At 59.5% G+C, this 20,337-nt stretch carries 19 protein-coding genes and 3 pseudogenes; 8 read left to right on the forward strand and 14 right to left on the reverse strand.

Annotated features, from left to right (window positions below; translation table 11 throughout):
- Positions 1-12: 12 nt before the first annotated feature.
- Positions 13-627 carry a DUF2913 family protein gene (locus ACL2XG_RS06315; protein ID WP_413722581.1) on the reverse strand — a complete coding sequence of 205 codons (615 nt, stop codon included), beginning with the start codon at positions 625-627 and terminating at the stop codon, positions 13-15.
- A 392-nt stretch (positions 628-1,019) separates the two neighbouring features.
- On the opposite strand from ACL2XG_RS06315, the pseudogene ACL2XG_RS06320 reads away from it, so the two are divergent.
- Positions 1,020-1,226 (forward strand): annotated as a pseudogene (locus tag ACL2XG_RS06320) (AAA family ATPase); the annotation flags it as partial.
- 101 nt (positions 1,227-1,327) lie between these two features.
- On the opposite strand, the gene ACL2XG_RS06325 reads toward ACL2XG_RS06320, so the two are convergent.
- On the reverse strand, positions 1,328-1,567 hold the full coding sequence (locus tag ACL2XG_RS06325) for a non-oxidative hydroxyarylic acid decarboxylases subunit D (RefSeq protein ID WP_413723587.1): 240 nt from the start codon (positions 1,565-1,567) through the stop codon (positions 1,328-1,330).
- A 25-nt stretch (positions 1,568-1,592) separates the two neighbouring features.
- Entirely contained in the window at positions 1,593-3,020 is a 1,428-nt protein-coding gene (locus tag ACL2XG_RS06330; RefSeq protein ID WP_410015484.1) for a non-oxidative hydroxyarylic acid decarboxylases subunit C, read from the reverse strand.
- Positions 3,021-3,364: 344 nt separating this feature from the next.
- Here ACL2XG_RS06330 and ACL2XG_RS06335 point away from each other — a divergent pair, with 344 nt between their 5' ends.
- Positions 3,365-3,790 carry a MarR family winged helix-turn-helix transcriptional regulator gene (locus tag ACL2XG_RS06335; RefSeq protein WP_410015485.1) on the forward strand — a complete coding sequence of 142 codons (426 nt, stop codon included), beginning with the start codon at positions 3,365-3,367 and terminating at the stop codon, positions 3,788-3,790.
- Positions 3,791-3,827: 37 nt separating this feature from the next.
- Here the strand turns inward: ACL2XG_RS06335 and ACL2XG_RS06340 are convergent.
- The 3 genes and pseudogenes from ACL2XG_RS06340 to ACL2XG_RS06350 all read right to left on the reverse strand — a co-directional run.
- Positions 3,828-4,187 (reverse strand): annotated as a pseudogene (locus ACL2XG_RS06340) (proton-translocating transhydrogenase family protein); the annotation flags it as partial.
- A pseudogene (locus tag ACL2XG_RS06345) lies at positions 4,181-4,375 on the reverse strand (dihydrodipicolinate synthase family protein); the annotation flags it as partial. The pseudogenes ACL2XG_RS06345 and ACL2XG_RS06340, both read right to left, overlap by 7 nt.
- 1 nt (position 4,376) lies before the next feature.
- Positions 4,377-4,499 (reverse strand): PfkB family carbohydrate kinase, encoded by a 123-nt coding sequence (locus ACL2XG_RS06350; protein ID WP_413723594.1) that lies wholly within the window; start codon positions 4,497-4,499, stop codon positions 4,377-4,379.
- Between the two features lie 370 nt (positions 4,500-4,869).
- Here ACL2XG_RS06350 and ACL2XG_RS06355 point away from each other — a divergent pair, with 370 nt between their 5' ends.
- From ACL2XG_RS06355 to ACL2XG_RS06370, 4 genes are read left to right on the forward strand one after another with little or no spacing between them, the layout of a single operon-like run.
- Positions 4,870-5,766: an ABC transporter substrate-binding protein gene (locus ACL2XG_RS06355; protein ID WP_413722580.1), complete on the forward strand. Its 897-nt coding sequence runs from the start codon at positions 4,870-4,872 to the stop codon at positions 5,764-5,766.
- Positions 5,763-6,689 (forward strand): amino acid ABC transporter permease, encoded by a 927-nt coding sequence (locus tag ACL2XG_RS06360; protein WP_413722579.1) that lies wholly within the window; start codon positions 5,763-5,765, stop codon positions 6,687-6,689. The genes ACL2XG_RS06355 and ACL2XG_RS06360 overlap by 4 nt, the downstream gene beginning before the upstream one ends.
- Positions 6,682-7,443: an amino acid ABC transporter ATP-binding protein gene (locus tag ACL2XG_RS06365; RefSeq protein WP_413722578.1), complete on the forward strand. Its 762-nt coding sequence runs from the start codon at positions 6,682-6,684 to the stop codon at positions 7,441-7,443. The genes ACL2XG_RS06360 and ACL2XG_RS06365 overlap by 8 nt, the downstream gene beginning before the upstream one ends.
- A gap of 31 nt (positions 7,444-7,474) precedes the next feature.
- A complete protein-coding gene (locus tag ACL2XG_RS06370; RefSeq protein ID WP_413722577.1) occupies positions 7,475-9,799 on the forward strand; it encodes a molybdopterin-dependent oxidoreductase in 2,325 nt (774 codons plus the stop codon).
- Positions 9,800-9,914: 115 nt separating this feature from the next.
- Here the strand turns inward: ACL2XG_RS06370 and ACL2XG_RS06375 are convergent, their stop codons facing one another.
- The 8 genes from ACL2XG_RS06375 to ACL2XG_RS06410 all read right to left on the reverse strand — a co-directional run bounded on the left by ACL2XG_RS06375 (position 9,915) and on the right by ACL2XG_RS06410 (position 17,709).
- Complete coding sequence (locus ACL2XG_RS06375) at positions 9,915-11,261, reverse strand: MmgE/PrpD family protein (RefSeq protein ID WP_410015490.1); 1,347 nt, start codon at positions 11,259-11,261, stop codon at positions 9,915-9,917.
- A gap of 1 nt (position 11,262) precedes the next feature.
- Positions 11,263-12,414, reverse strand: a complete 1,152-nt coding sequence (locus ACL2XG_RS06380; protein ID WP_410015491.1) for an amidohydrolase — start codon at positions 12,412-12,414, stop codon at positions 11,263-11,265.
- Between the two features lie 113 nt (positions 12,415-12,527).
- Positions 12,528-13,289, reverse strand: coding sequence for an amino acid ABC transporter ATP-binding protein (locus ACL2XG_RS06385; RefSeq protein WP_410015492.1), 762 nt, complete (start codon positions 13,287-13,289; stop codon positions 12,528-12,530).
- A gap of 9 nt (positions 13,290-13,298) precedes the next feature.
- Positions 13,299-13,970: an amino acid ABC transporter permease gene (locus tag ACL2XG_RS06390; protein WP_162364154.1), complete on the reverse strand. Its 672-nt coding sequence runs from the start codon at positions 13,968-13,970 to the stop codon at positions 13,299-13,301.
- A 63-nt stretch (positions 13,971-14,033) separates the two neighbouring features.
- Entirely contained in the window at positions 14,034-14,834 is an 801-nt protein-coding gene (locus ACL2XG_RS06395) for an amino acid ABC transporter substrate-binding protein (protein WP_413722576.1), read from the reverse strand.
- Positions 14,831-15,373 (reverse strand): GNAT family N-acetyltransferase, encoded by a 543-nt coding sequence (locus tag ACL2XG_RS06400; RefSeq protein WP_410015494.1) that lies wholly within the window; start codon positions 15,371-15,373, stop codon positions 14,831-14,833. The genes ACL2XG_RS06395 and ACL2XG_RS06400 overlap by 4 nt, the downstream gene beginning before the upstream one ends.
- Positions 15,370-16,752: an adenylosuccinate lyase gene (gene purB, locus ACL2XG_RS06405; protein WP_410015495.1), complete on the reverse strand. Its 1,383-nt coding sequence runs from the start codon at positions 16,750-16,752 to the stop codon at positions 15,370-15,372. Before purB ends, ACL2XG_RS06400 begins: the two co-directional genes overlap by 4 nt.
- A gap of 162 nt (positions 16,753-16,914) precedes the next feature.
- Entirely contained in the window at positions 16,915-17,709 is a 795-nt protein-coding gene (locus ACL2XG_RS06410; RefSeq protein ID WP_410015496.1) for an amino acid ABC transporter substrate-binding protein, read from the reverse strand.
- Between the two features lie 167 nt (positions 17,710-17,876).
- Here ACL2XG_RS06410 and ACL2XG_RS06415 point away from each other — a divergent pair, with 167 nt between their 5' ends.
- Together ACL2XG_RS06415 and ACL2XG_RS06420 are read left to right on the forward strand one after the other, a co-directional pair.
- Positions 17,877-18,953 (forward strand): iron-containing alcohol dehydrogenase family protein, encoded by a 1,077-nt coding sequence (locus tag ACL2XG_RS06415; RefSeq protein WP_410015497.1) that lies wholly within the window; start codon positions 17,877-17,879, stop codon positions 18,951-18,953.
- 51 nt (positions 18,954-19,004) lie between these two features.
- Positions 19,005-20,312, forward strand: a complete 1,308-nt coding sequence (locus ACL2XG_RS06420; protein WP_410015498.1) for an LLM class flavin-dependent oxidoreductase — start codon at positions 19,005-19,007, stop codon at positions 20,310-20,312.
- The last annotated feature ends 25 nt before the right edge of the window (positions 20,313-20,337 follow it).

The following is a 20,337-nucleotide window of genomic DNA, read 5'->3' on the forward strand; positions in this document are numbered from 1 at the left end:
TGGACTAAATCATTATTTTCCATTAACAGGTGATGTGTTAATAAAAAGCAGATAATAGCTTTGTGTTTCATTTACATAATTGCAATAAAAATCTTGCTTGACAAATAATTCAATGATTTTATTTATCGGTCCAGACAGTTTTAATTCAATAATAGAGATCTGACGACCTTCCGCATCAAATGCTTTATTTAAAGATTCATATTCGATGAAAATTACATTTTTTCTTGAATCCAAAGAAAATTTCTCCAGGGCCAACCCGTCTTTTCGAGATATGCTAAAATCCTGCCATCCCAACAAACGCAACGACTCAATAACATAGCTGAACCGAAGTCGGTCTGTTTTCTTAACCATAGGAAACATGTAAAAAATATAAATAGAATGAAGTTGTTGCAGGAGATTAATTTGTATGCCTAATCGGCTGGCATGCGATATGAGATTGTCGATATCCGTCCCAATCATCTTCGGAAAACGCTTTTGCGTTTTCGCTGTGACTATCCAGTTTAGCAAAAAGAGATGCTCATCTAAGGGAGAATGGATCAGTCCATCTTGAATAGCAAGCCTCAGCGCTACCTGCGCACACCAGGAAAAATGAGCCAACGCTGGAAGTGTCTCGCCTGGTGTCGCCACGGCTATGTTCTCCATTAGGTAGAAAGACAAATGTAGTCTACTCAGAATCGGTGTAATGCTTGTGCTTAATGTGCCCTGAGTTCGGCACTAGGTAAAATCGCAGGTGTATGAGAGAGATTTTTTTTCTCTACTCTGAAATGCTATTTATTTATAATATTCACTCGTATCGGTGTCGATTAGAGAAAAAAGCATATCCAAAGCGGTGGCTCCTTCTTTTGCTGTCCAACCGTCTGTTGGCATTAAAATGCAATTCCTCAGGGCACCATAAAAAACAAAATAGACCAGGCAAGCCAGCGTTTGTACATGGGCATTCGTCCTTACTTCGCCGCGTGATTTACCAGATTCGAAAATATGACATAGCAATAGCATCAATTCTATCTTTTGCTGCGGACCTTGATGAGGCCGGCCTGACGCTGGATGACATACGGGTAGTCTATGCGCCGCCGAAGTATTCGCTGGCGCCAAGCGATCATCATGCCGCGGATGCCTGGATGATGTGGGACCCGTTGCTGAGCGATGCCGAACAGGGCGGCCGGCTTCGTGTGATTGCCAACGGCGTCGGGCGGGTGGACAACCATCAATTTTATCTCGCCGGCCGCTTTTACACGCTAGGTATGCTCCTGCGGGCTATTAAAGCCCGCGACGCGGTGTGGCGGGAATGATTTTACCCCTTACCCAGGCGCACCGGATAAGCGGTGTATTACTCTCCGGTGACTTTCTGCAGGACCGGAACCGGTGGTATTTCCTCGGCGTGTTCCAGACTCCCGGGGTCCAGGCGGAACGCTTGCGGATAAAACCGGGGATCGGAACGGCGCGGAGGCTCGGTCGAACGCCAGGTGTAGAGGCATTGCCCGCATTGAAATACGGTAAATACGCCCGGGACCGGGCTTTCAAACAAAACGTCCGTCTCCGGATGCTGGCAACGAGGACAAATCATCATATGTTCCTTTTCATTTATTATCGGATCAACGGTTGTTGGCGATCAGCGTGTTCAGCCGCTCGATCCAGCGGCCCGTTTCGGGAAGATCGCGCACCGGTAGACCGTAATTGCCGCGCGTGTCCGGAACGACGGGGGTCGTCGCATCAATGACCAGCTTGTCGGTCACGCCTGCGGGCGTCGAGCCGGGGTCAAGCGCGACCACCGACATATTGGGCAGTTGTACCAGATCGCCCGCGGGATTCACCTTGGTGGACAAAGCCCACATAACCTGGGGTAAATTGAAGGGATCGACGTCCTCATCCACGACAATCGCCATTTTTACGTAACCCAATCCATGGGGCGTCGTCATGGCGCGCAGTCCTACCGCTTTCGCGAATCCGCCATAACGTTTCTTGGTGGAAATAATCGCCAGCAGGCCATGGGTATACATGGCATTAACGGCCTGCACCTCGGGAAAATCGGCCTTGAGCTGCTTGTAAAGCGGGACACATGTTGCCGGACCGATGAGATAGTCCACCTCCGTCCAGGGCATGCCAAGATAAAGGGACTCGAAGATCGGCTGCGTTCTATAAGAAACCCGGTCGATCCTTATCACCGGCATCCGGTGCCCGCCGGAATAATTGCCCGTGAACTCGCCGAACGGGCCTTCCAGTTCGCGCTTGCGGCTTTCGATCACGCCTTCGATAACCACCTCCGACCCCCATGGGACGTCAAATCCGGTTAGCGGGGCCGTGGCGATCGGATAAGGCGCCTGCCGCAGCGCGCCCGCCATTTCGTATTCCGACTGGTCATAGCCCAAGGGCGTCGACGCCATAAGCGTGATGATCGGATCGTTGCCAAGGGTGATGGCGATAGGCAGGTCCTCGCCCCGCTCCTCCGCCGCCTTGAGGTGGATGGCGATATCGTGCACCGGCACGGGCTGGATGGCGAGACGGCGTTTGCCCTTGACCTGCATACGGTAAATGCCGACATTCTGCTTGCCGAAATTATCGGGGTCCTGCGGGTCGCGCGAGACCACCGCGGCTTTGTCCAGATAAAAACCCCCGTCGCCATCGTTGAGGCGAAACAGCGGCAGTATTTCAAAAAGATTGATATCGTCGCCTTCGACGCTGTTTTCCCGCCAGGGCGGATTTGCGCGGCGCTCCACCGATACGGGGAATTCGTCCCAGCGCCGGATGAATTCCGCAACCTGATCCTTGGTGGAGGTACCGGGAGCCATGCCCAAGGCGATAGCGTGGTTAGGCCACGAACCCAGGGTATTAAGCGCAACCTTGGCGTCGGTGAAACCCGCGATATTATCGAAATAAAGCGCCGGCGCTTTATCCCCGATCCGGCCGGCCGCATTGGCCGCCGCCGCCAGGTCCGGCTCGGCCTGGACGGAGTCTTTCACATGCAGCAGCTGGCCATGTTCATCCAGCGCCTGCAGAAACTGGCGCAAATCGTCGAATATCATGTTAAATCCCGTATCCAATGTGAAAAGGCGGGTCGACTCATCTACCCTGCCGTTTTACCCGGCGCCGGTCAGCCCTTCCCCAACGTCAGCGGCCCGCGATATAACGAGGATAAGTCGCATAAACGAAGCAAGGCAACAACATATAGTTCGTATACGAACTATATGTTCGGACGAACAGACTCCGCCCCAGGCTTCACGGAAAATTCTATTTAGTTCGTATACGAACGTCAAGCCCGGCATGCATCAATGGCGGGATTTGCTTGTGCACGCCAAACGTAGCGGAGATAATACCCGCCCCGCCAAACGGGCGTGAACGGGGAACTACCGGACAGGATATAGAGCGGATGTTTGACAAGACCTTATTCCACCTCATGCGCGTTGTCCTGCAGGAGCATACCGCCCGCTGGACCTTGCTGATGCCCGAACTAACCAAACCGCAATATGCGGTTTTGGAAGCGCTCGCCACCTCGCCCGAAGGACTCGATCAGGCCGCGCTCGGGCAGGCTAGCGCCACCACCAAGGCAACCCTGGCGGAAATGCTTGGACGCATGGAAACCAGGCAGCTGATTGTCCGGCACCCGGATGCCGCCGATAGCCGCCGGCGTCTTATCCGGCTCACCAAGCAGGGCCGCACTATGCTGAATCTTGCCCGACCCGTGGCTGAACAGGTCTCGGACAGCTTATTGCAGACGTTGTCCCCCGAAGAACGCGAGGCCCTGGTGCAAATTCTGGCCAAGATGAGACGCGGCATCCACGCCAAGGACACCTAGGGCGGACCGGCGCTGCGGGAACGGCGCGCCAACCGCGGCCGCGGTGACCCATCTGCAGCAACGCCCCCACCACGATGATCCCGGAAATAGCGTTGGTTACCGACATCAAGGGCGTATGCAGCGCATGGCTGACGTTCCAAACCACATAATCGCCCACCACGCACGCCAGCGCGAATACGGTAAAATGCGACAAGAACGCCTGCGGCGCCACGTTGGCCAGCCGACCAAACAGCACTATTCCTACCACCAGCAGAACGTATTTTTCCCAGGGCGCAATCGGCTTAGCCAAGGGTTTAACGATGGCTGCCGGCAGGGGCTTCGCCGGCTGCGCAGAGACCTCGATGGGCGGCGCCGGCCATGTAATCTCGCCGAGTTTAACCACCGTCACCCCACGGATCGTGCCAGTTCCGCCCGCGCATCCAGACTGAGGAAGTGCATTTCGCTCGACTGACACACCGCGAATAATGCATCGACGCCTTTCTCCAGATACCAGTCAATCAGGCGCGCCAGGCCGTCATAGTCAATGTGGTTATCGGGGGTAAAGGGAGTCAACATAACCGGCACAATACCTCCAATTTTAGTCATCTCATTCTCCTTGCACCACCGACTCGCCGCGGGCCAGTGCTGCCGCAAACGCGCCGTTAAAAGCGTCACCGGCGCCGGTGGTGTCAGCACTCAGCGCCGGAAAGCTGTGAGGCCTCGGTTTTATTCGGAGTGATCACATCGACATATTCCAGGCATTCCAACGCATGTGGCGAGAAAGAATTGACCTGCCCCCCGACTTTGCTCCGCTCATTATTGGGGTAGGGTCACACGGCCCGGCCTCAGGGGCGCAATCACCGTTCCCGGCGCGGGTCATTCCAAAATTTCTTATAAGCTTAGCGAATTTTGTCACTTGTGAAGGTCGTCGGTATTCCATGACAATCTATTAATGAGTGGACAATATGCCGAAACCGTTGCCAGACCGACGTTTGCCTAAGCGCCCTGACCGCTTCCGCCTTTATCTAATTTGAATGTTTATCTATCTAAGGTCTGCACGCAGGCCCCTTTGTCATATTTCATCTGGAGAGAAGCCTTTAATGAAGTTATCCCATGGTTTTATATCGCTTTTCATGATGGCGGGCGCGCATAACGCCTGGGCGGCCGAGCAGAATGTTCCCACGGCCAGTTCGTTTCACGTCAAGAGCGATGAAAGGCTGAAAAATAAACTGCCCGCCGATATTGTGACCCGGGGCTATATTATTGCCGGCACCAACCCCAATACGCCGCCCACTACTTTTTTCCAGGAAGACAACCGCACGCTGGCGGGACGTGAAATCGATATCATGAACGCCGTTGCCGAACGGCTGGGCGTGACGGTGCACTGGCAGGATACCGGCGGGTTCGACAACATTATTCCCGGGCTGAAGTCGGGCCGGTATGACGTGGCGCTGTCCAATATCAACGCCACCAAGGCGCGCTTGCAGCAAATCGATTTTATCGGCTATTACAATGCTTCCCGGCTCGGGGTTATTTCCCGTAAAGACGCCAATGTCGCCCCTTTTACCTCGTTATTGGCGGTGTGCGGCAAACAGGTCGGCGGCGGGGCCGGCACTACCCAGCTGACCCGTCTCGACGCCGCCAGCAAACAGTGCGTGGAGCAGGGCAAACCGCCGATTAACATCGCGGTGTTCCCAGACCGCCCCGCCGGGGTGCAGGCCGTGGTCAGCGGGCGCGTGCCGCTGTTTTTCGGCCCTTACGAAGGACTCACCTGGCAGGTGAACCTGGTGAAAGCGCTGGCCATGAGCGGCGAAATCAGCGTGGATGACGCGCCGGTTTCCATCGCTTTCCCCAAACAGTCGCCGTTGGAAGAACCGGTGCAGGCCGCGCTCAATTCCCTGATCCAGGACGGCAGCTATCAAAAAATTCTCGATCGTTGGGGGATCGGCTATGGCGCCGTGAAAGAAGCAAAACGAAACGAAGAGATATTCCAATGAACAGTACACCGCAGGAAACCGAAGCCGATGAGCTGAGGATTGTCGGCAAACGCTATTACGGCCGCTGGATCAGCGCGTTTTTCGTGCTGATCCTGCTGTGCGCCGCCATCCATTCTATGATGTCCAATCCCCGCTTCGAGTGGCAGACTATTATCGGGAGCTTTACCGAGGAATCCATCCTGCGCGGCGTGCTGATGACGCTGCAACTGACCGTCATTTCAGTCTTGTTCGGTTTTGCCTTCGGCACCGTGCTGGCGCTGATGCGCCTCTCGTCCAATCCGGTGCTGGTGGCGGTAAGCTGGGCTTATACCTGGTTCTTTCGCGGCGTGCCGATGCTGGTACAGCTGTTCCTCTGGTACAATATCGCCGCGCTCTATCCCAAGATTTCCCTGGCCCTTCCCGGCGTCGGCGCGCTGTGGAGCGCCGACGCCAACACCCTGATAAGTCCGTTCAGCGCGGCGGTGATCGCGCTGGTGATGCACCAGTCCGCCTATGCCGCGGAAATCGTGCGCGCAGGGATCCAAAGCGTCGGGCATGGCCAACTGGAAGCGGCGCGGGCGCTGGGCTATCGCCCGGCGCAGATCTTTCGCCACACCATCTTGCCGCAGGCGATGCGGGCCATTTTGCCGCCGGCCGGCAACGAAATTATCGGCCAGCTGAAGACCACCGCGGTGGTCTCGGTGATCGCGCTGCAGGATGTGCTGTTCTCGGCGCAAATTATCTACCAGCGCACCTACCAGGTAATCCCGCTGTTACTGGTGGCGACACTGTGGTATCTGCTGATGACCTCGGTCCTGTCGGTGGGCCAGTATTACGTTGAGCGTTATTTTAGCCGCAGCCTTACCCGCCAGCCAAGCCAGGATCGCGCGAAACGCAAGCTGTTGTTTTATAGCCTGAAGACCGGGAGGCTAAACAATGGCTGAGACTATCACCCTGCGCAAAGTCACCAAACGCTTTTCCGGCAACACGATCCTCGATAATGTGACCCTCGAGATTCCCGCCGGCTCGGTGACGGTGATCCTCGGGCCGTCCGGATCCGGCAAATCTACCCTGCTGCGGTGCATCAACCATCTGGAAAAGCTTGATGGCGGTACCATTCTTATCGGCGGAGAACTGGTGGGCTACCGGCAGAAAGGACAGGCGCTCCATGAATTAGGCAGCCGCGAGATTGCGCTTCAGCGCAGCCGGATCGGCATGGTGTTCCAGCAATTTAACCTCTTTTCGCACCGCACGGTGCTGCAGAACATCATCGATGCGCCCATGCTGGTAAAAAAACTGAGCCGCCAGCAGGCTACCAGCAAGGCGCGGCTGCTATTGCGGCAGGTCGGGCTGGCCGAACGGGAAAACGACTGGCCGCAGCAGCTTTCCGGTGGGCAGCAGCAACGCGTCGCCATTGCCCGTGCGCTGGCAATGGATCCGGCGGTTCTGCTGTTTGATGAGCCGACATCGGCGCTGGATCCGGAGCTGGTGGGAGAAGTGCTGCAGGTGATTAAAGCGCTGGCGCACTCAGGCATCACCATGGTAATTGTTACCCACGAAATTGGTTTCGCGCGTGAAGTGGCGGATAACGTCGTTTTTATGGAAGAAGGTAAAATTATCGCCGCCGGTCCGGCGAACCGTGTGCTGGACGATCCGCAAAATCATCGCGTGCGGCACTTTCTGGCAACCGTGCTGTAAATCACGGGCTTGCTATTTCACCTGGATACCCATGATGACCTCGACCCATCACAAAACCCACAGCTCCCATTGGGGGGCTTTCACCGCCCGCTGGCAGGATGACCGGCTGGTCATTACCCCGTTCAGCGGCGATCCCGATCCCAGCCCGCTGCTGCAGAACATTGCCAACGCCCTCAGCCATCAGGCGCGTATCGCTGGTCCGATGGTGCGGCGCGGTTGGCTGGAACAGGGCCCGGGCCCCGATAACCGCCGGGGCGCGGACGAGTATGTCGCCCTGAGCTGGCCGGAGGCCTATGAGCGGGTGGCCGCCGAGTTGCAACGGGTAGCGGGTGTATCCGGACCGGAGGCGATATTTGGCGGTTCCTACGGCTGGTCCAGCGCCGGACGCTTTCATCACGCCCAAAGCCAGGTGCATCGTTTCCTTAATACCACGCTCGGCGGTTACGTCCGCTCGGTCAACAGCTATAGCTCCGGCGCGTCGTCTGTCCTGCTGCCGCATATCATCGGCGATATCAACGAAATCGCCCGCCGCGGCGTCAGTTGGCAGGAAATCGCGCAGCACACCGAGGTCATGATCTCCTTCGGCGGCCTGGCGTTAAAAAACTCCCAGGTGGCCAGCGGCGGGATGAGCGAACACACTGAGCGCGGTTTTATAGACCAGGCGGCGCGGCGCGGCGCAACTTTTATCTCGGTCAGCCCGCTGGAAAGCGATCTGCCCGCCGAGGCCCGGGGTGAGTGGCTGCCGATACGTCCCGGCACCGACGCGGCGCTGATCCTCGCGCTGCTGCACATATTGGCAAACCGCCAGTGGATTGATGCGGCGTTCCTGGCACGTTACTGCGTCGGTTGGGAAAAGCTGGTGGCCTATATCCGCGGCGACGTGGACGGACAGGTCCGCGATGCCGCCTGGGCGGCGCCCATCTGCGGCATCCCCGCAGCGCGTATCGACGCGCTGGCGGCCCAGTTACATGGACGCAGGGTGATGGTGACCGTGGCGCACTCGCTGCAGCGGGCGGAGCACGGCGAGCAGCCGGTATGGCTCGGGCTCGTGCTGGCGGCGGCGTTGGGGCAGCCGGGACTGCCGGGCGGGGGCTACGCTTATGCGCTGGGCGCGCTGGGCCATTACGGCAAGCACCACAACCAGGTGGCATTCCCGGCGCTGCCGCAGGGTAAAAACGGTATCGACCGGTTTATCCCGGTGGCGCGCGTGGCCGATATGCTGCTGCATCCCGGTGAAAAATTCGTTTACAACGGGCGCCATCTTACCTATCCGACCATCCGGCTAGCCTATTGGGCGGGCGGCAATCCGTTCCATCACCATCAGGACTTGGCGCGCCTGCGCCGGGCGTTTTGCCGGCTTGATACGCTGATCGTGCATGAGACCGCCTGGACGGCAACGGCGCGTCATGCCGATATCGTGCTGCCCGCCACCATGACGCTGGAGCGGGAAGACATCGGCGGCGCACCGACGGACCGGTATCTGGTTGCCATGCAGCAGGCGGCCACGCCTTACGGCGAAGCGAAGGATGATTACGCCATTTTTACCGAACTGGCTCGGCGGCTCGGCCGGGAAGCGGCGTTTACCGAGGGACGCAGCGCCCGAGAATGGCTGGCGCATCTCTATCAGCAGATGCGTGAACGTCTGCGTGAACGTGACGTCAGCGTGCCTGATTTTGCCACATTCTGGCAGCAGGGCATCCTGGAACTGCCGCAGGATCGGGATGGAGGCCGGCTGCTGCGGGCATTTCGCCAGGATCCGGAGCGCAATCCGCTGCCGACCCCGAGCGGCAAAATCGAGATTTTCTCCCAGACCATCGCCGGCTTTGGTTATGCGGACTGTCCGGGACATCCGGTGTGGCTTGAGCCGCAACAACGGCCCGACGAACAGCATCCTTTTTATCTGATTGCCAACCAGCCCGAATCGCGTCTGCACAGCCAGCTTGATTTCGGACAGTACAGCGTCAGCCGCAAACGCGGCGGGCGCGAGATATGTTGCCTGAATCCCGACGACGCGCGGCGCCTCGGCATAACCACCGGCGACGTGGTTGAGCTGGTCAACGGCCGCGGCACGGTGCTGGCTAGCGCTGAGGTGAGCGCGCGTATTATGCCGGGGGTGGTACAGTTGCCGACCGGCGCCTGGTACGATCCGGTGGATCCGTTGGCGGAGAGACCCGTCTGCCGCCATGGCAATCCCAATGTGCTGACGCTGGACATCGGCACCTCTTCGCTCAGCCAGGGCTGCGCCGGTCAGATTACCGTGGTGCGCGTCGGCCGTTTTGCGGGCGAGGCGCCGGAAGTCAGGGTCTTTGAGCCGCCGGTCGCGGTGTCACGTCGGCCGGAAAGCAGCGGTGGGTAAGCATCGATTGCGGCACGGACATCATTAAGCGTGCCGGGGCGCGGCGGGCAGGGAGCGGCCGCGGCGCGCAAGTGAAACGCGGAGGCCGGCGGGATGAGTCAAGCGTAAAGCGCGTCTATCGGCGGGGCTGATGAAGCGCCGACAGGAGTAACGTCCCCAGCCGGGACAGCGCCGAGGGTGAATCCAGGCGGCTCAGGCTTTCGATGGCGTCGATCGTCGCATCCGTTTCACCCGCCAGGCAGCGCCGCAGCTTATGCGACAGGTCCACCGGATGGGACAGGCTCTCCCGGCGCGTCACCTTACAACGCAGCGGCGCATCGTGATGGAAAAATAGCGTCACCTGATGGAAACGGGCGGAGGGGTCCAGCTCATCGGGAGGCGCCAGTGGGTCGGGACAGCGGCTGACCCGCTGCGCCAGCGCCGAAATCGCCGGATTCACCGGCCCTTCGGCAAATTCCGCAAGGGTAAGATCATCAAGCAACAGGCCGGCGGCGATAACGTATTCCAGGCTAAAGCGCGCTTCCATACCGTTACGGGGCCGGCGCACCGAGGGCGCGAGATCGCCGCCCGGCGGAAACGCCACCTCGATATGATCAAGCCTATCCAGCAGCGCGTCGAGGGTATGGCCGCTGTCCAGCCACTGCCGGCGTAACCGGCGCGCCGCATCGGCGGCGCTGTGGGTACCGCTGCAGGCGGCATACGGCTTGAACTCCAGCCCGGGAGTGACAATGCGCCAAGGTTCGCCCCAACGGTCGGTCAACAGGTCCGGATCCTGTCGGCCGCCACAGCTGGCCGCCAGAAAATCCTCGATAATCCCGTCAGGCTGTCCGGAAAACCCCGCCAACGCGAGCTGGCAAGCGGCCACCGCGGCCTGCGCCGCCAGTCCGGCATGCAAGGGTTTCGCTGCGGAACCGGTCTGCGCGCGCAGCCCGCTGGCTTGAGTGGCGGCAATGCCCAGCATCACCGCCGTCGCACCGGCGTCGGCCTTCACCAGCCGCGCCGCCGCCGCCGTTGCCGCCAGCGTGCCCAGGGTGCCGGTGCTGTGAAAACCCATGGCGTAATGCCGGCGGCCGGCGGCCAATCCCAGCCGCCCCGCCGCTTCCACCCCGACGGCATAGGCGTCGAGAAACCTCGCGGCGCCGACCGTCGGATGCTCTGCGGCCAGGGCGAACAGCGCCGGCAGGATCACGGTGCTGGGATGGCCACGAAAGTCGGGGTGAAAATCATCATAGTCCAGCGCATGGCCGGCATAACCCAGCAGCAGCGCCCGCGTGCGCGCATCCCGGCCGTCATAGACCCGGCGCAGGCAAACCAGGCCGCTGTCAGCCACGCGTCCAAGCAGCACCGGGAGGGTCACCGCCAGATAGTCCAGCACTCCGGCCCGGGATTTTCCCCGCGCCGTTTCGTCTGGCCGGGTGTCGACGATAAGCGTCGCCAGCCGCCGGGTGAGCGTTTCGCTCATGCTACGCCAGCGACTTCAGCGCTTCGCCGGCCAGGCGCGCAAGATAACGGGCGGTGGGGAATAAAGCGCGATCGTCCACGCGAAATTTCGGGTGGTGCAGCGCATGGGGGCCGCCGGATCCGACCATCATGAAGGTGCCGGGCAGTTTCTGCTGGTAAAAGGCGAAATCCTCGCCGATGGGGCTGGCGTCGACGCGCCTTGCCTCAAAGCCGGTCTCGGTGGCCTGTTCCAGGGCAAAAGCCACCCATTCCGGCGTATTCACTACCGACGGCGGCCCGGCGTGCCATAAAAATTCCAGCTGCGCCCCATAGGCCTCGGCGATGCCTTGCACCAGCTGGCGGAAGCGCTGCTCGATAAGATCGCGCACGTCCTGGCTGAAAGTCCGCACCGTGCCCTCGATATAGGCGGTATCCGGGATCACATTCCATGTGCTGCCGCTGTGGACCTGGGTGATGGATACCACGGCATTGTTGTTGGACGGCACGTTGCGGCTGATCAGGGTTTGCACCGCGCCAATCAGCTGGCCGAGGATAATAATGGGATCGTTGCCCTCGTGCGGCTTGGCGGCATGGGAGCCTTTGGCGGCGATCTTGATCTCGAACCTGTCCACGCCCGCCGTCAGCGCGCCGTCCTTGCCGCCCACCACGCCCACCGGCAGGGTGGGATCGTTATGGATGCCGAAAATGACCGCGGCGTCGTCCAGCGCGCCGGTGGCAATCAGATCCGGCGCACCCAGGCCGGTTTCTTCCGCCGCCTGGAACAGCACGCGCACCCTGCCCTGTAATCCCTCCTCCCGGCGCTTGAGCAGGATGGCGGCGCCGAGTGCGGCCGAACTATGAAAATCATGGCCGCAGGCATGCATCACGCCGGGGTTTTCGGAGGTGTACTCGACGCCGGATTCCTCGTTGATTGGCAACGCGTCGATATCGGCGCGCAGTACTACCAGCGGGCCGGGCTGCAGGCCGCCGATTTCCGCCACCAGGCCGGTTTTTAACGGCAAGTCGAGAATGCGGATGCCCTCACGCTCGAGCGCGGCGCGGATTTTCGCGGTGGTTTCAAATTCCTGGTTGGACAGTTCGGGGTGCCGGTGCAGGTGGTGGCGAAAGTCCTGGATCTGTTGCGCCAGGTCCTGATACTCGGGAGGGATGGTCATTGCGTTACTCCATCAGTCAAAACGCGTATTGGCCCGCAGCCTGGCGGGCGCTGGCCGGACGCGGCCTGCCAGCATACCGCCGGGGGGATGCGGGCGCTGCGCCGGTAAATCACCTAAATAGAAAACTCGCTGGGGGTTTCGATATTGATCAACTGCCTCAGGAAGCGCCGGGTCTGCGGATTGTCGGAAAAATTGATGATCTGTTCCGCCGGCCCCTGTTCAATAATGTGTCCGTCCGCCATAAAGATCACCCGGTCGGCCACCTCTTTGGCAAACTGCATTTCATGGGTGACAATCACCATGGTGGTCTTGCGCTTGGCGAGCGTCTGAATCACCTGCAAGACCTCATGCACCCGTTCAGGATCCAGCGCCGAGGTGGGTTCGTCAAACAAAATCGCTTTCGGGTTGACCGCCAGCGCCCGCGCGATGCTGACCCGCTGTTGCTGGCCGCCGGACAGGGTCACCGGATACTGATGCGCCTGATCCGCCAGGCCGACCTGCTCCAGCAGCGACATGCCCATTTCCACCGCCTGCCTGCGGGGCAGCTTTTTCACCACCAACAGGCCTTCGGTGATATTTTCCAGTGCGGTTTTGTTTTTAAACAGGCTGTAGTTCTGGAACACCATCGCCGTCTGGCTGCGCAGGGCGTACTCTTCCCGGGTGGTATAATGCTCGGTATCAAGAGTGACGTCGTCAATCTGGATGATGCCGGATTCGGGTTTTTCCAGCAGGTTCAGGCAGCGCAGCAGCGTTGATTTCCCCGAGCCCGAAGGTCCGATAATGGCAACCACTTCGCCGGCGGCGATGTCGATGCTGATATTGTCCAACACTACCTGGTCACCAAAACGTTTATAGAGATTTTTGGCTGTGATCATAATGTCATCCTAGCGTTGCAGCGAGTGGCTAAGTTTTTTCTCAAGCAGGGCCTGCAGACGAGCGTAGCAGATGATTACCAGCCAGTACACCAGACCCACCACCAGGAAGGTTTCAAAATAGCGCAGGGACTCGGCCGCGATCATTTTGCCTTCCGCAAACAGTTCGGACACGCCCAGGGCAAACGCCACCGACGTTTCTTTGATCAGCGAGATAAAAGTGTTGCCGGTGGCCGGCAGCGCATTGAGCATCGCCTGCGGCAGCACGATGCGACGATAAATTTGCCCCTTGCGCATGCCAATCGACAGCCCGGCCTCGGTTTGGGTCGGATCTACAGAGGCCAGCCCCGCGCGATAGATTTCCGCCATATACGCCGACGTCTTGAGGCTAAAGCCGATGATGGCCGCCGCAGTGGCCGTCAGGCCGGTCAGCGAGGGAATAAGCTGCGGTAAGCCAAAGTAGATTATAAACAGCTGCACCAGCGCCGGCATGCCGCGAAACAGGGAAATATACAGCTCGACCGCTTTACTGAGCAGCCAGATTTTACTGGTGCGCAACAGCGACAGCATCAGGCCGACAACCATGGCGATGATCATGGATACCACCGCCAGAAACATCGTCATCGGCAAATAGCTGATGATGAGCGGGAAGACTTTAAGCAAATAGCTGATATCGATATTCATGCAGAAGCACTCAGATAACGCCCGCCGTCTGATACCTTGGCGGGCGTGAAAACGAGAACCGGCCTAGTGAGCCGCGCCGGCTGGAGGAGTGGTGATATCCTCGCCAAAATACTTAATTGACAGCGTCTTGAGACGACCATCCGCGCGCATGGCGTCAATTTGCCGATCAAACGCCGATTTAAGCGCCCGGCCGCTATCATCCTTATGGAACGGATACCCCACCGGCTCGACCACCAGCGGCGCGCCGACCAGTTTCAGCGGCAGGCTCTTTTCCTTGATCTCCGCCAGCAGTATCGGCCGCGCATTGACATAGGCGTCGACGCGCTTATTCATGGTGTCGGTCATGGCCCCGTCGCGATTTTCATACGTGCGAATGGTGATGGTATTGTCCCCGAACGCCTTCTTGAGGTTGGCCACGTGGTTGGAACCCAACACCCCGGCCACGGTTTTGCCTTTCAGATCGTCGAGGGTATTGATATTGGTGTTGGTACTGCTGGTGACCAGTTGGCTGCCGTAATAACTGTACGGACCGGAGAAATCATATTTCTCCCGGCGCGCCGGCGTGATGGCGACGGCGTTAGCCACCGTATCAAGCTTGCCGCCTTCCAGTTGCCCCATCAGACCGCTGAAATCAGCGTTGACCCATTCGACGCGATAATGGAGGTCTTTGGCGATTTGTTCGGTTAACTCCACATCAAAGCCCACCAGCTTACCGTCTTTTTTATAGGCGGTGGGGAAACTCAGCCCGGTGGCGCCTACGCGGATGGTTTTGGCGTCGGAACTCCCGCCGTCGCCCGGCTTGTCACAGCCTGACAGCAGGGTGGCGGCCAGCAGCGCGGTTAATACCATAGAACCTGTTTTCATTTTACCGCCTCTTGTGCCGCTGTGCGTTGCAGCCATATCGCATGGCGTGTTTCATCAAGTATTTTTTTCATATAAAGGGTGATATGACCTTTGCCTAAATCCGTCTTGTGCATCGGTTTGAAACCGCGCGCCTGATACATCTCGGCCAGCCAGGGGTGACTCTCGGCCGTGCCCAGCGAGACCGCCGGCGCCCTGAGCTGGCCCAACAGTATAGCCTGCTCCAGCCATTGCAGCATCTGGCTGCCCAGGCGCTGGCCGCGATAATCCGGATCGGCGCCGAACCAGCCGATATGCGGCAGGCCGAACGGACCGGGCAAAGGTCCCCACGGATAGCGCAGCGTCGCCGAGGCCACCAGCTTACCGTCGAGAAACATGCCGTAGACGCCATGCTCATCCAGATGACGGCTGACCCGCGCCAGATCCGCCGTGGCGGCGTCGAAGTGGATGCCCAACTCGCGGATAGGCGCATAGGCGGCGTGCATCAGCGCCAGAAATGGCTCCGCGTCCGCCACCGTGAGTTGGCGATACCCCGCGCTCATCTGGCCTCCAGGTCCGCAGCCGGCAGCAGGCCAGACGCGTTGGCGGCCAGGATCACCTCGTCGACCTTCTCCGGCGCGCTACCGAGATAATTAGTCGGGTCGAGCCAATGGTCCAGCTGGTTTTCCGTCACCGTGGCGCGCAGCGTCGGGTGCGCCAGCAGCACCTCTTTAAACGGGCGTTTTTGTTCATAGGCCTGCATCGAGCATTCATAAACCAGGTGATGGGCGGTTTGTTTGCCGAGCGTCTTGCCGAGTTCAAACATCACCTTTTCCGACAGCAGCAGCCCGCCCTGCAGATGCAGGTTAGCCAGCATTTGCGCTTCATTGACGGTAATGCCGCGTAGGATGCCCAGCGCGTTCTGCAACTGGGCGGACAGGTAAATGCAGATTTCCGGCAGGGCGATCCATTCCGCGCGCCAGCTCATGGCGTCACGCTCATGTTCCACATGCATCGACTCATAGATCAGGGCGGCGCTTTTCAGCACCGGCGCCGTCAGGCTGGCGAGACCTTCCAGCGCCGCCGGGTTGCGTTTATGCGGCATGGTGGTGGAACCGATTTTACCGGCGGAGAACGCCTCTTCGATTTCATTGATCTCGGAACGCATCAGGTTATAGAACTCATTGCCTATCTTACCCAGCGTTCCGCTGATCAGCACCGCCACCGAGGCAAACTCGGAAAAACGGTCGCGCGCCGCCTGCCAGCCGATATTGGGGGTGTTCAACCCCAGCTTGTCGAGCGTGAGCCGCTCAATCGCCGGACCCTGCGGGCCGAAAGAGGCGTAGGTACAGATCGCGCCGCTGATATTACCGGTCAGCGCGCGCGCTTTGATTTCCTGCAGGCGCGTCAGGTGGCGGACAAACTCATCCAGCCATACCGCGACCTTAAAGCCAAACGTTGTTGGCAACGCCTGCATGCCGTGGGTACGGCCGGTCATGGGGGTGTGCTGGTATTTTTTTGCCAGGCGCCTGAGTTCCACCGCCAGCAACGTCGCATCGCGTTCGATGATGCCAAACGCCTGGCGCAGTTGCAGCACGGTGGCGGTATCGACGATATCCTGGGTGGTGGCGCCATAATGAATATATTCACCGGCGTCGCCGCACTGTTTTTGCAGGGCGGCGAGGGTCGGCATCAGGGAATGTTTCATCTCGGCGGCGGATTGGGCAATGTCGTCAAGATTGAGCTGGCTGGCATCGGCGCGCCGGGCGATGGCTTGGGCCGCGGCCTCGGGGATCACACCCAGCTCGCCTTCCGCCAGGGCGAGGGCGACTTCTACCTCGATTTGCCGGGCCAGGCGGCTGTTTTCCGACCACACCTCGCGCATTTCCGGGGTGCCAAAGTTATTACCAATCAGGACAAAGTCAATCAAATGGGACGCCATACACTTCTCGGATTAAATAATTTTTTAAGTGTGGGACTATAGCACGGAAGAATAATGCGCCTTATAACAGAAATATATATCCTAATCCCAACGGGATATAGCAACACCGGCCGGGGAGCCGGTGGCGCATTAGCCTGGGATATAATCCTAAGGAATGTGGCGTTATTTCACCTGGCTCAAATCGTCGCCGAAATACTTTTCCGACAGCGCCTTCAACCGGCCGTCCTGGCGCATTTTATCCAGTTCTTGGTTATACAGGCCCAGCAGCCGATCGCCTTGCGGCGTTTTGGCAAACGGGAAGCTGACGCCTTCGTCCGTCAGCGCCGGGCCCACTAGCTTCAGCGGCAGCTGATGCTTGTTGATTTCTGCCAGCAGCACCGGCTTGGAGTTAACATAGCCCTGCACCCGGTTATTCAGCGTATCGCTCATGGCGCCGTCGCGGGTTTCATAAGTACGTATTACAATGCTATTGTCCGGGAACGCCGCGCGCAGGTTGGTAATATGATTCGACCCCAGCACCCCGGCCACCGTCTTGCCCTTCAGGTCGTCCAGCGAGTTGATATCTTTATTCTGCGTGCTGGTGACGATCTGCGACGAGTAGGTCAGGTAGGAAGTGGAAAAATTATATTTTTCCTGGCGTTTGGCCGTTACCACGAAATTATTGGCGATGCTATCCAGCTTGCCTGCTTCCAATTGTCCCAGCAGGCCGCTGAAATCGGCCGTGGTCCAGACGACTTTATAGCCCAGGTCGTGCGCGATGGTTTCCGCCACTTCCACATCGTAGCCCACCAGTTTATCGTTTTCTTTATAGGAACTGGGGAAACTTTGTCCCGTGGCGCCGATGCGGATCACCTTATCCTGCCCCGCCGAACCCGAATTATCGCAGCCTATCAGCATAGTAACCACGCCCATAACCAGCGCCAGCGCGGCCCATCGCGTATTAAAAGCCATTTTCATTGTCCTGTATGAAGAATGGCCGGGAATATACCATGTCGCGCCGGGCGCTTTTATATTCACCCGCTATAAGTTATATCTTCTAATAAGGTTACAAATGAGTGAGGAGATTTTATTATTTCTTGCTGACTTATGGTAAGCACTCCTAAGAAATCGACTAAGGTAATACCGTGCTCGCAATTAAATCGCCCCAAACCTATTACTCCCGACCGGGACTGTGCGCCGGTGTGGGCGGCCTTATCGCGCCCTTTGCCGACCGGGTCGCCATCATTACCAGCCCGCGCGCCTGGCAGGCGGTGGCGTCGCAGGTCGCCGCCAGTCTTGAGGCCAGCGGCATCGGTTATGACGTGAGTTATCTGCAAGGCGAATGTACCCGGGCTGCTGTGGCTGAACATCAGGCGCGGCTGGCCGGGCAGCCGGCGCCGTTTGTGATTGGCATCGGCGGCGGACGCGTGCTGGACTGCGCGAAAGCGGTGGCGGACGGCCTGGAGGGCGGCAATGTCGCCACCATGCCCACCATCGCCGCGACCTGCGCGGCCTGGTCCCCGATCAGTATTATGTATAACGAACGCGGCGGCCATGAAGGAACCCTGGCACTTAAACGCATGCCGGCGCTGGTGCTGGTGGACAGCGAAATCATCGCGCGCAGCGATGTGCGTTACCTCAAAGCCGGCATTGTCGACGCGTTGGCCAAATGGTATGAATTCCAGCCCTACCAGGCGAAAAACGGTGACAGCCTGGCGCTCAATTTTAAAATCCACGCGGCGGCCTTTGCGCGCGATATCTTTAACACCTGGGGCGAGCAGGCGTTGGCGGCCAACGCCCGCCAACAGGTAACGCCCGCGCTGCAAAAAGTGATCGACGCCAATATCGCCGGGGCAGGCCTGGCCAACAGCATGCGCGACGACAGCCCGTCGCCGGGAGTTGCTCATGCCATTCACAACCGGATGACCCATCTGCCGGAACTGCACGGATGGTTGCACGGCGAAAAAGTCGGGTTCGGCCTGCTGGTGCAATCCTTGCTGGCGCGGGGCAACGACGGGCCGGATGCCGAACTGCTGACACAACTGCGCCGCTATGACGCGCCGCTGCATCTTATCCCCCTGGGCGATCGTCTTACCGAAGCGGCGCGCTATATTGCCGCCAGTTTTAAGTTTCCGTCCGCCAGCGCGGCGTTGTTGCCCTTTTCGCTTGCGCCCGCGGCCATCGAACGGGCTGTTATCACCGCCGCCGACCAGACGTTCTGACGAGGGCGGCCGGCGGATACGCCGGCCGAACCTGACCTTACAGGAGTGTGTATGTCATCTCAACTTTCCCCGCCGCGTCAACTGAGGCTGGGACTGTTTGTCCAGCCGCTTGGCCATCATGTCGGCGGCTGGCGCGCCACCGGCGACCTTGGTTCGCCCACGGATATCGCCTGGTTGACGCGCATCGCGCGTAAGGCCGAAGACGCCAAATTTGACCTGTTTTTTGTCGGTGACGCGCTGGCCACCAGCGTACACCGCCTGCCGTCCACCATGGCGCGGCTGGAGCCGCTGACGCTGCTGGCCGCCCTGGCGGTCTCCACCCGTCATATCGGTCTGGCGGCTACCGCCTCCACCACTTTCAGCGATCCCTTTACGCTGGCCCGCGCATTTTCATCACTGGATCATATCAGCCGGGGCCGGATCGCCTGGAACGTGGTGACCTCGTATTCCACTGATGTGGCGCGCAACTTCAGCCGGGAAGATATGCCCGACCACGCGACGCGCTACGCCCGTGCGCGTGAATTCCTCGAGGTAGCCTTTAAGCTGTGGAACGGCTGGCGGGATGGGGCGGTGGTGGCCGATCGGGCCAGCGGCCGCTATTTCGACGACGACAAGATCCAGCCGATCAACCATCACGGCGAACATTTTTCAGTGCAGGGACCGCTGAACATTTCCCGCTCCCCCCAGGGGCGGCCGGTGATTATTGAAGCCGGGTCCTCGGCCGATGGCCAGACGCTGGCGGCGCAGACCGCCGAGGTGGTGTTCACCGCCAGCGCCTCCCTGGAGGAAGGACGGGCGTTTTATCGCAGCCAGAAACAGGCGGTGGCGGCCGCCGGACGCGATCCCAAAGCAGTGCTGATCTTGCCGGGGGTGATGCCGATCGTCGGCCGCAGCCGTGAGGAGGCCCGGGAAACCTGGCGTCAGCTTAACGCGCTGGTGGATATCGACAACGGGCTTGACCAGCTCTCCGCCCGCTTTGGTCTGGATCTGCGCGCCTACCCGCTGGACGGGCCGGTACCGCCGGTGCCGGACGGCGAGGGAAATCAAAGTCGCATCAAGCTGTTGACCGATTTGGCGGCGCGCGATGGCTTGACCCTGCGCGAGCTGGCGGCGGTGGCCGCCGGTTCCCGTGGACACCGGGTGGTGGTGGGCTGCGCCGGGGATATCGCCGACGACTTCCAGCAGTGGCTGGAGGCGGACGCGGCGGACGGCTTTAACGTGATGCCCGCGATCATGCCGGAACAGCTGGATCTGTTTATTGAACTGGTGATCCCGGAACTTCAGCGCCGCGGATTGTTCCGTACCGCCTACCCTTTCGCCACTCTGCGCGAGAACCTGGGGCTACCGGCGGCGACCTGAGCGCGGCCCAAGAGCCCCGCCCGTA

This window comes from Sodalis sp. RH24, from assembly GCF_047324145.1.
In the GTDB taxonomy this organism is placed as follows: Bacteria; Pseudomonadota; Gammaproteobacteria; order Enterobacterales; family Enterobacteriaceae; genus Acerihabitans.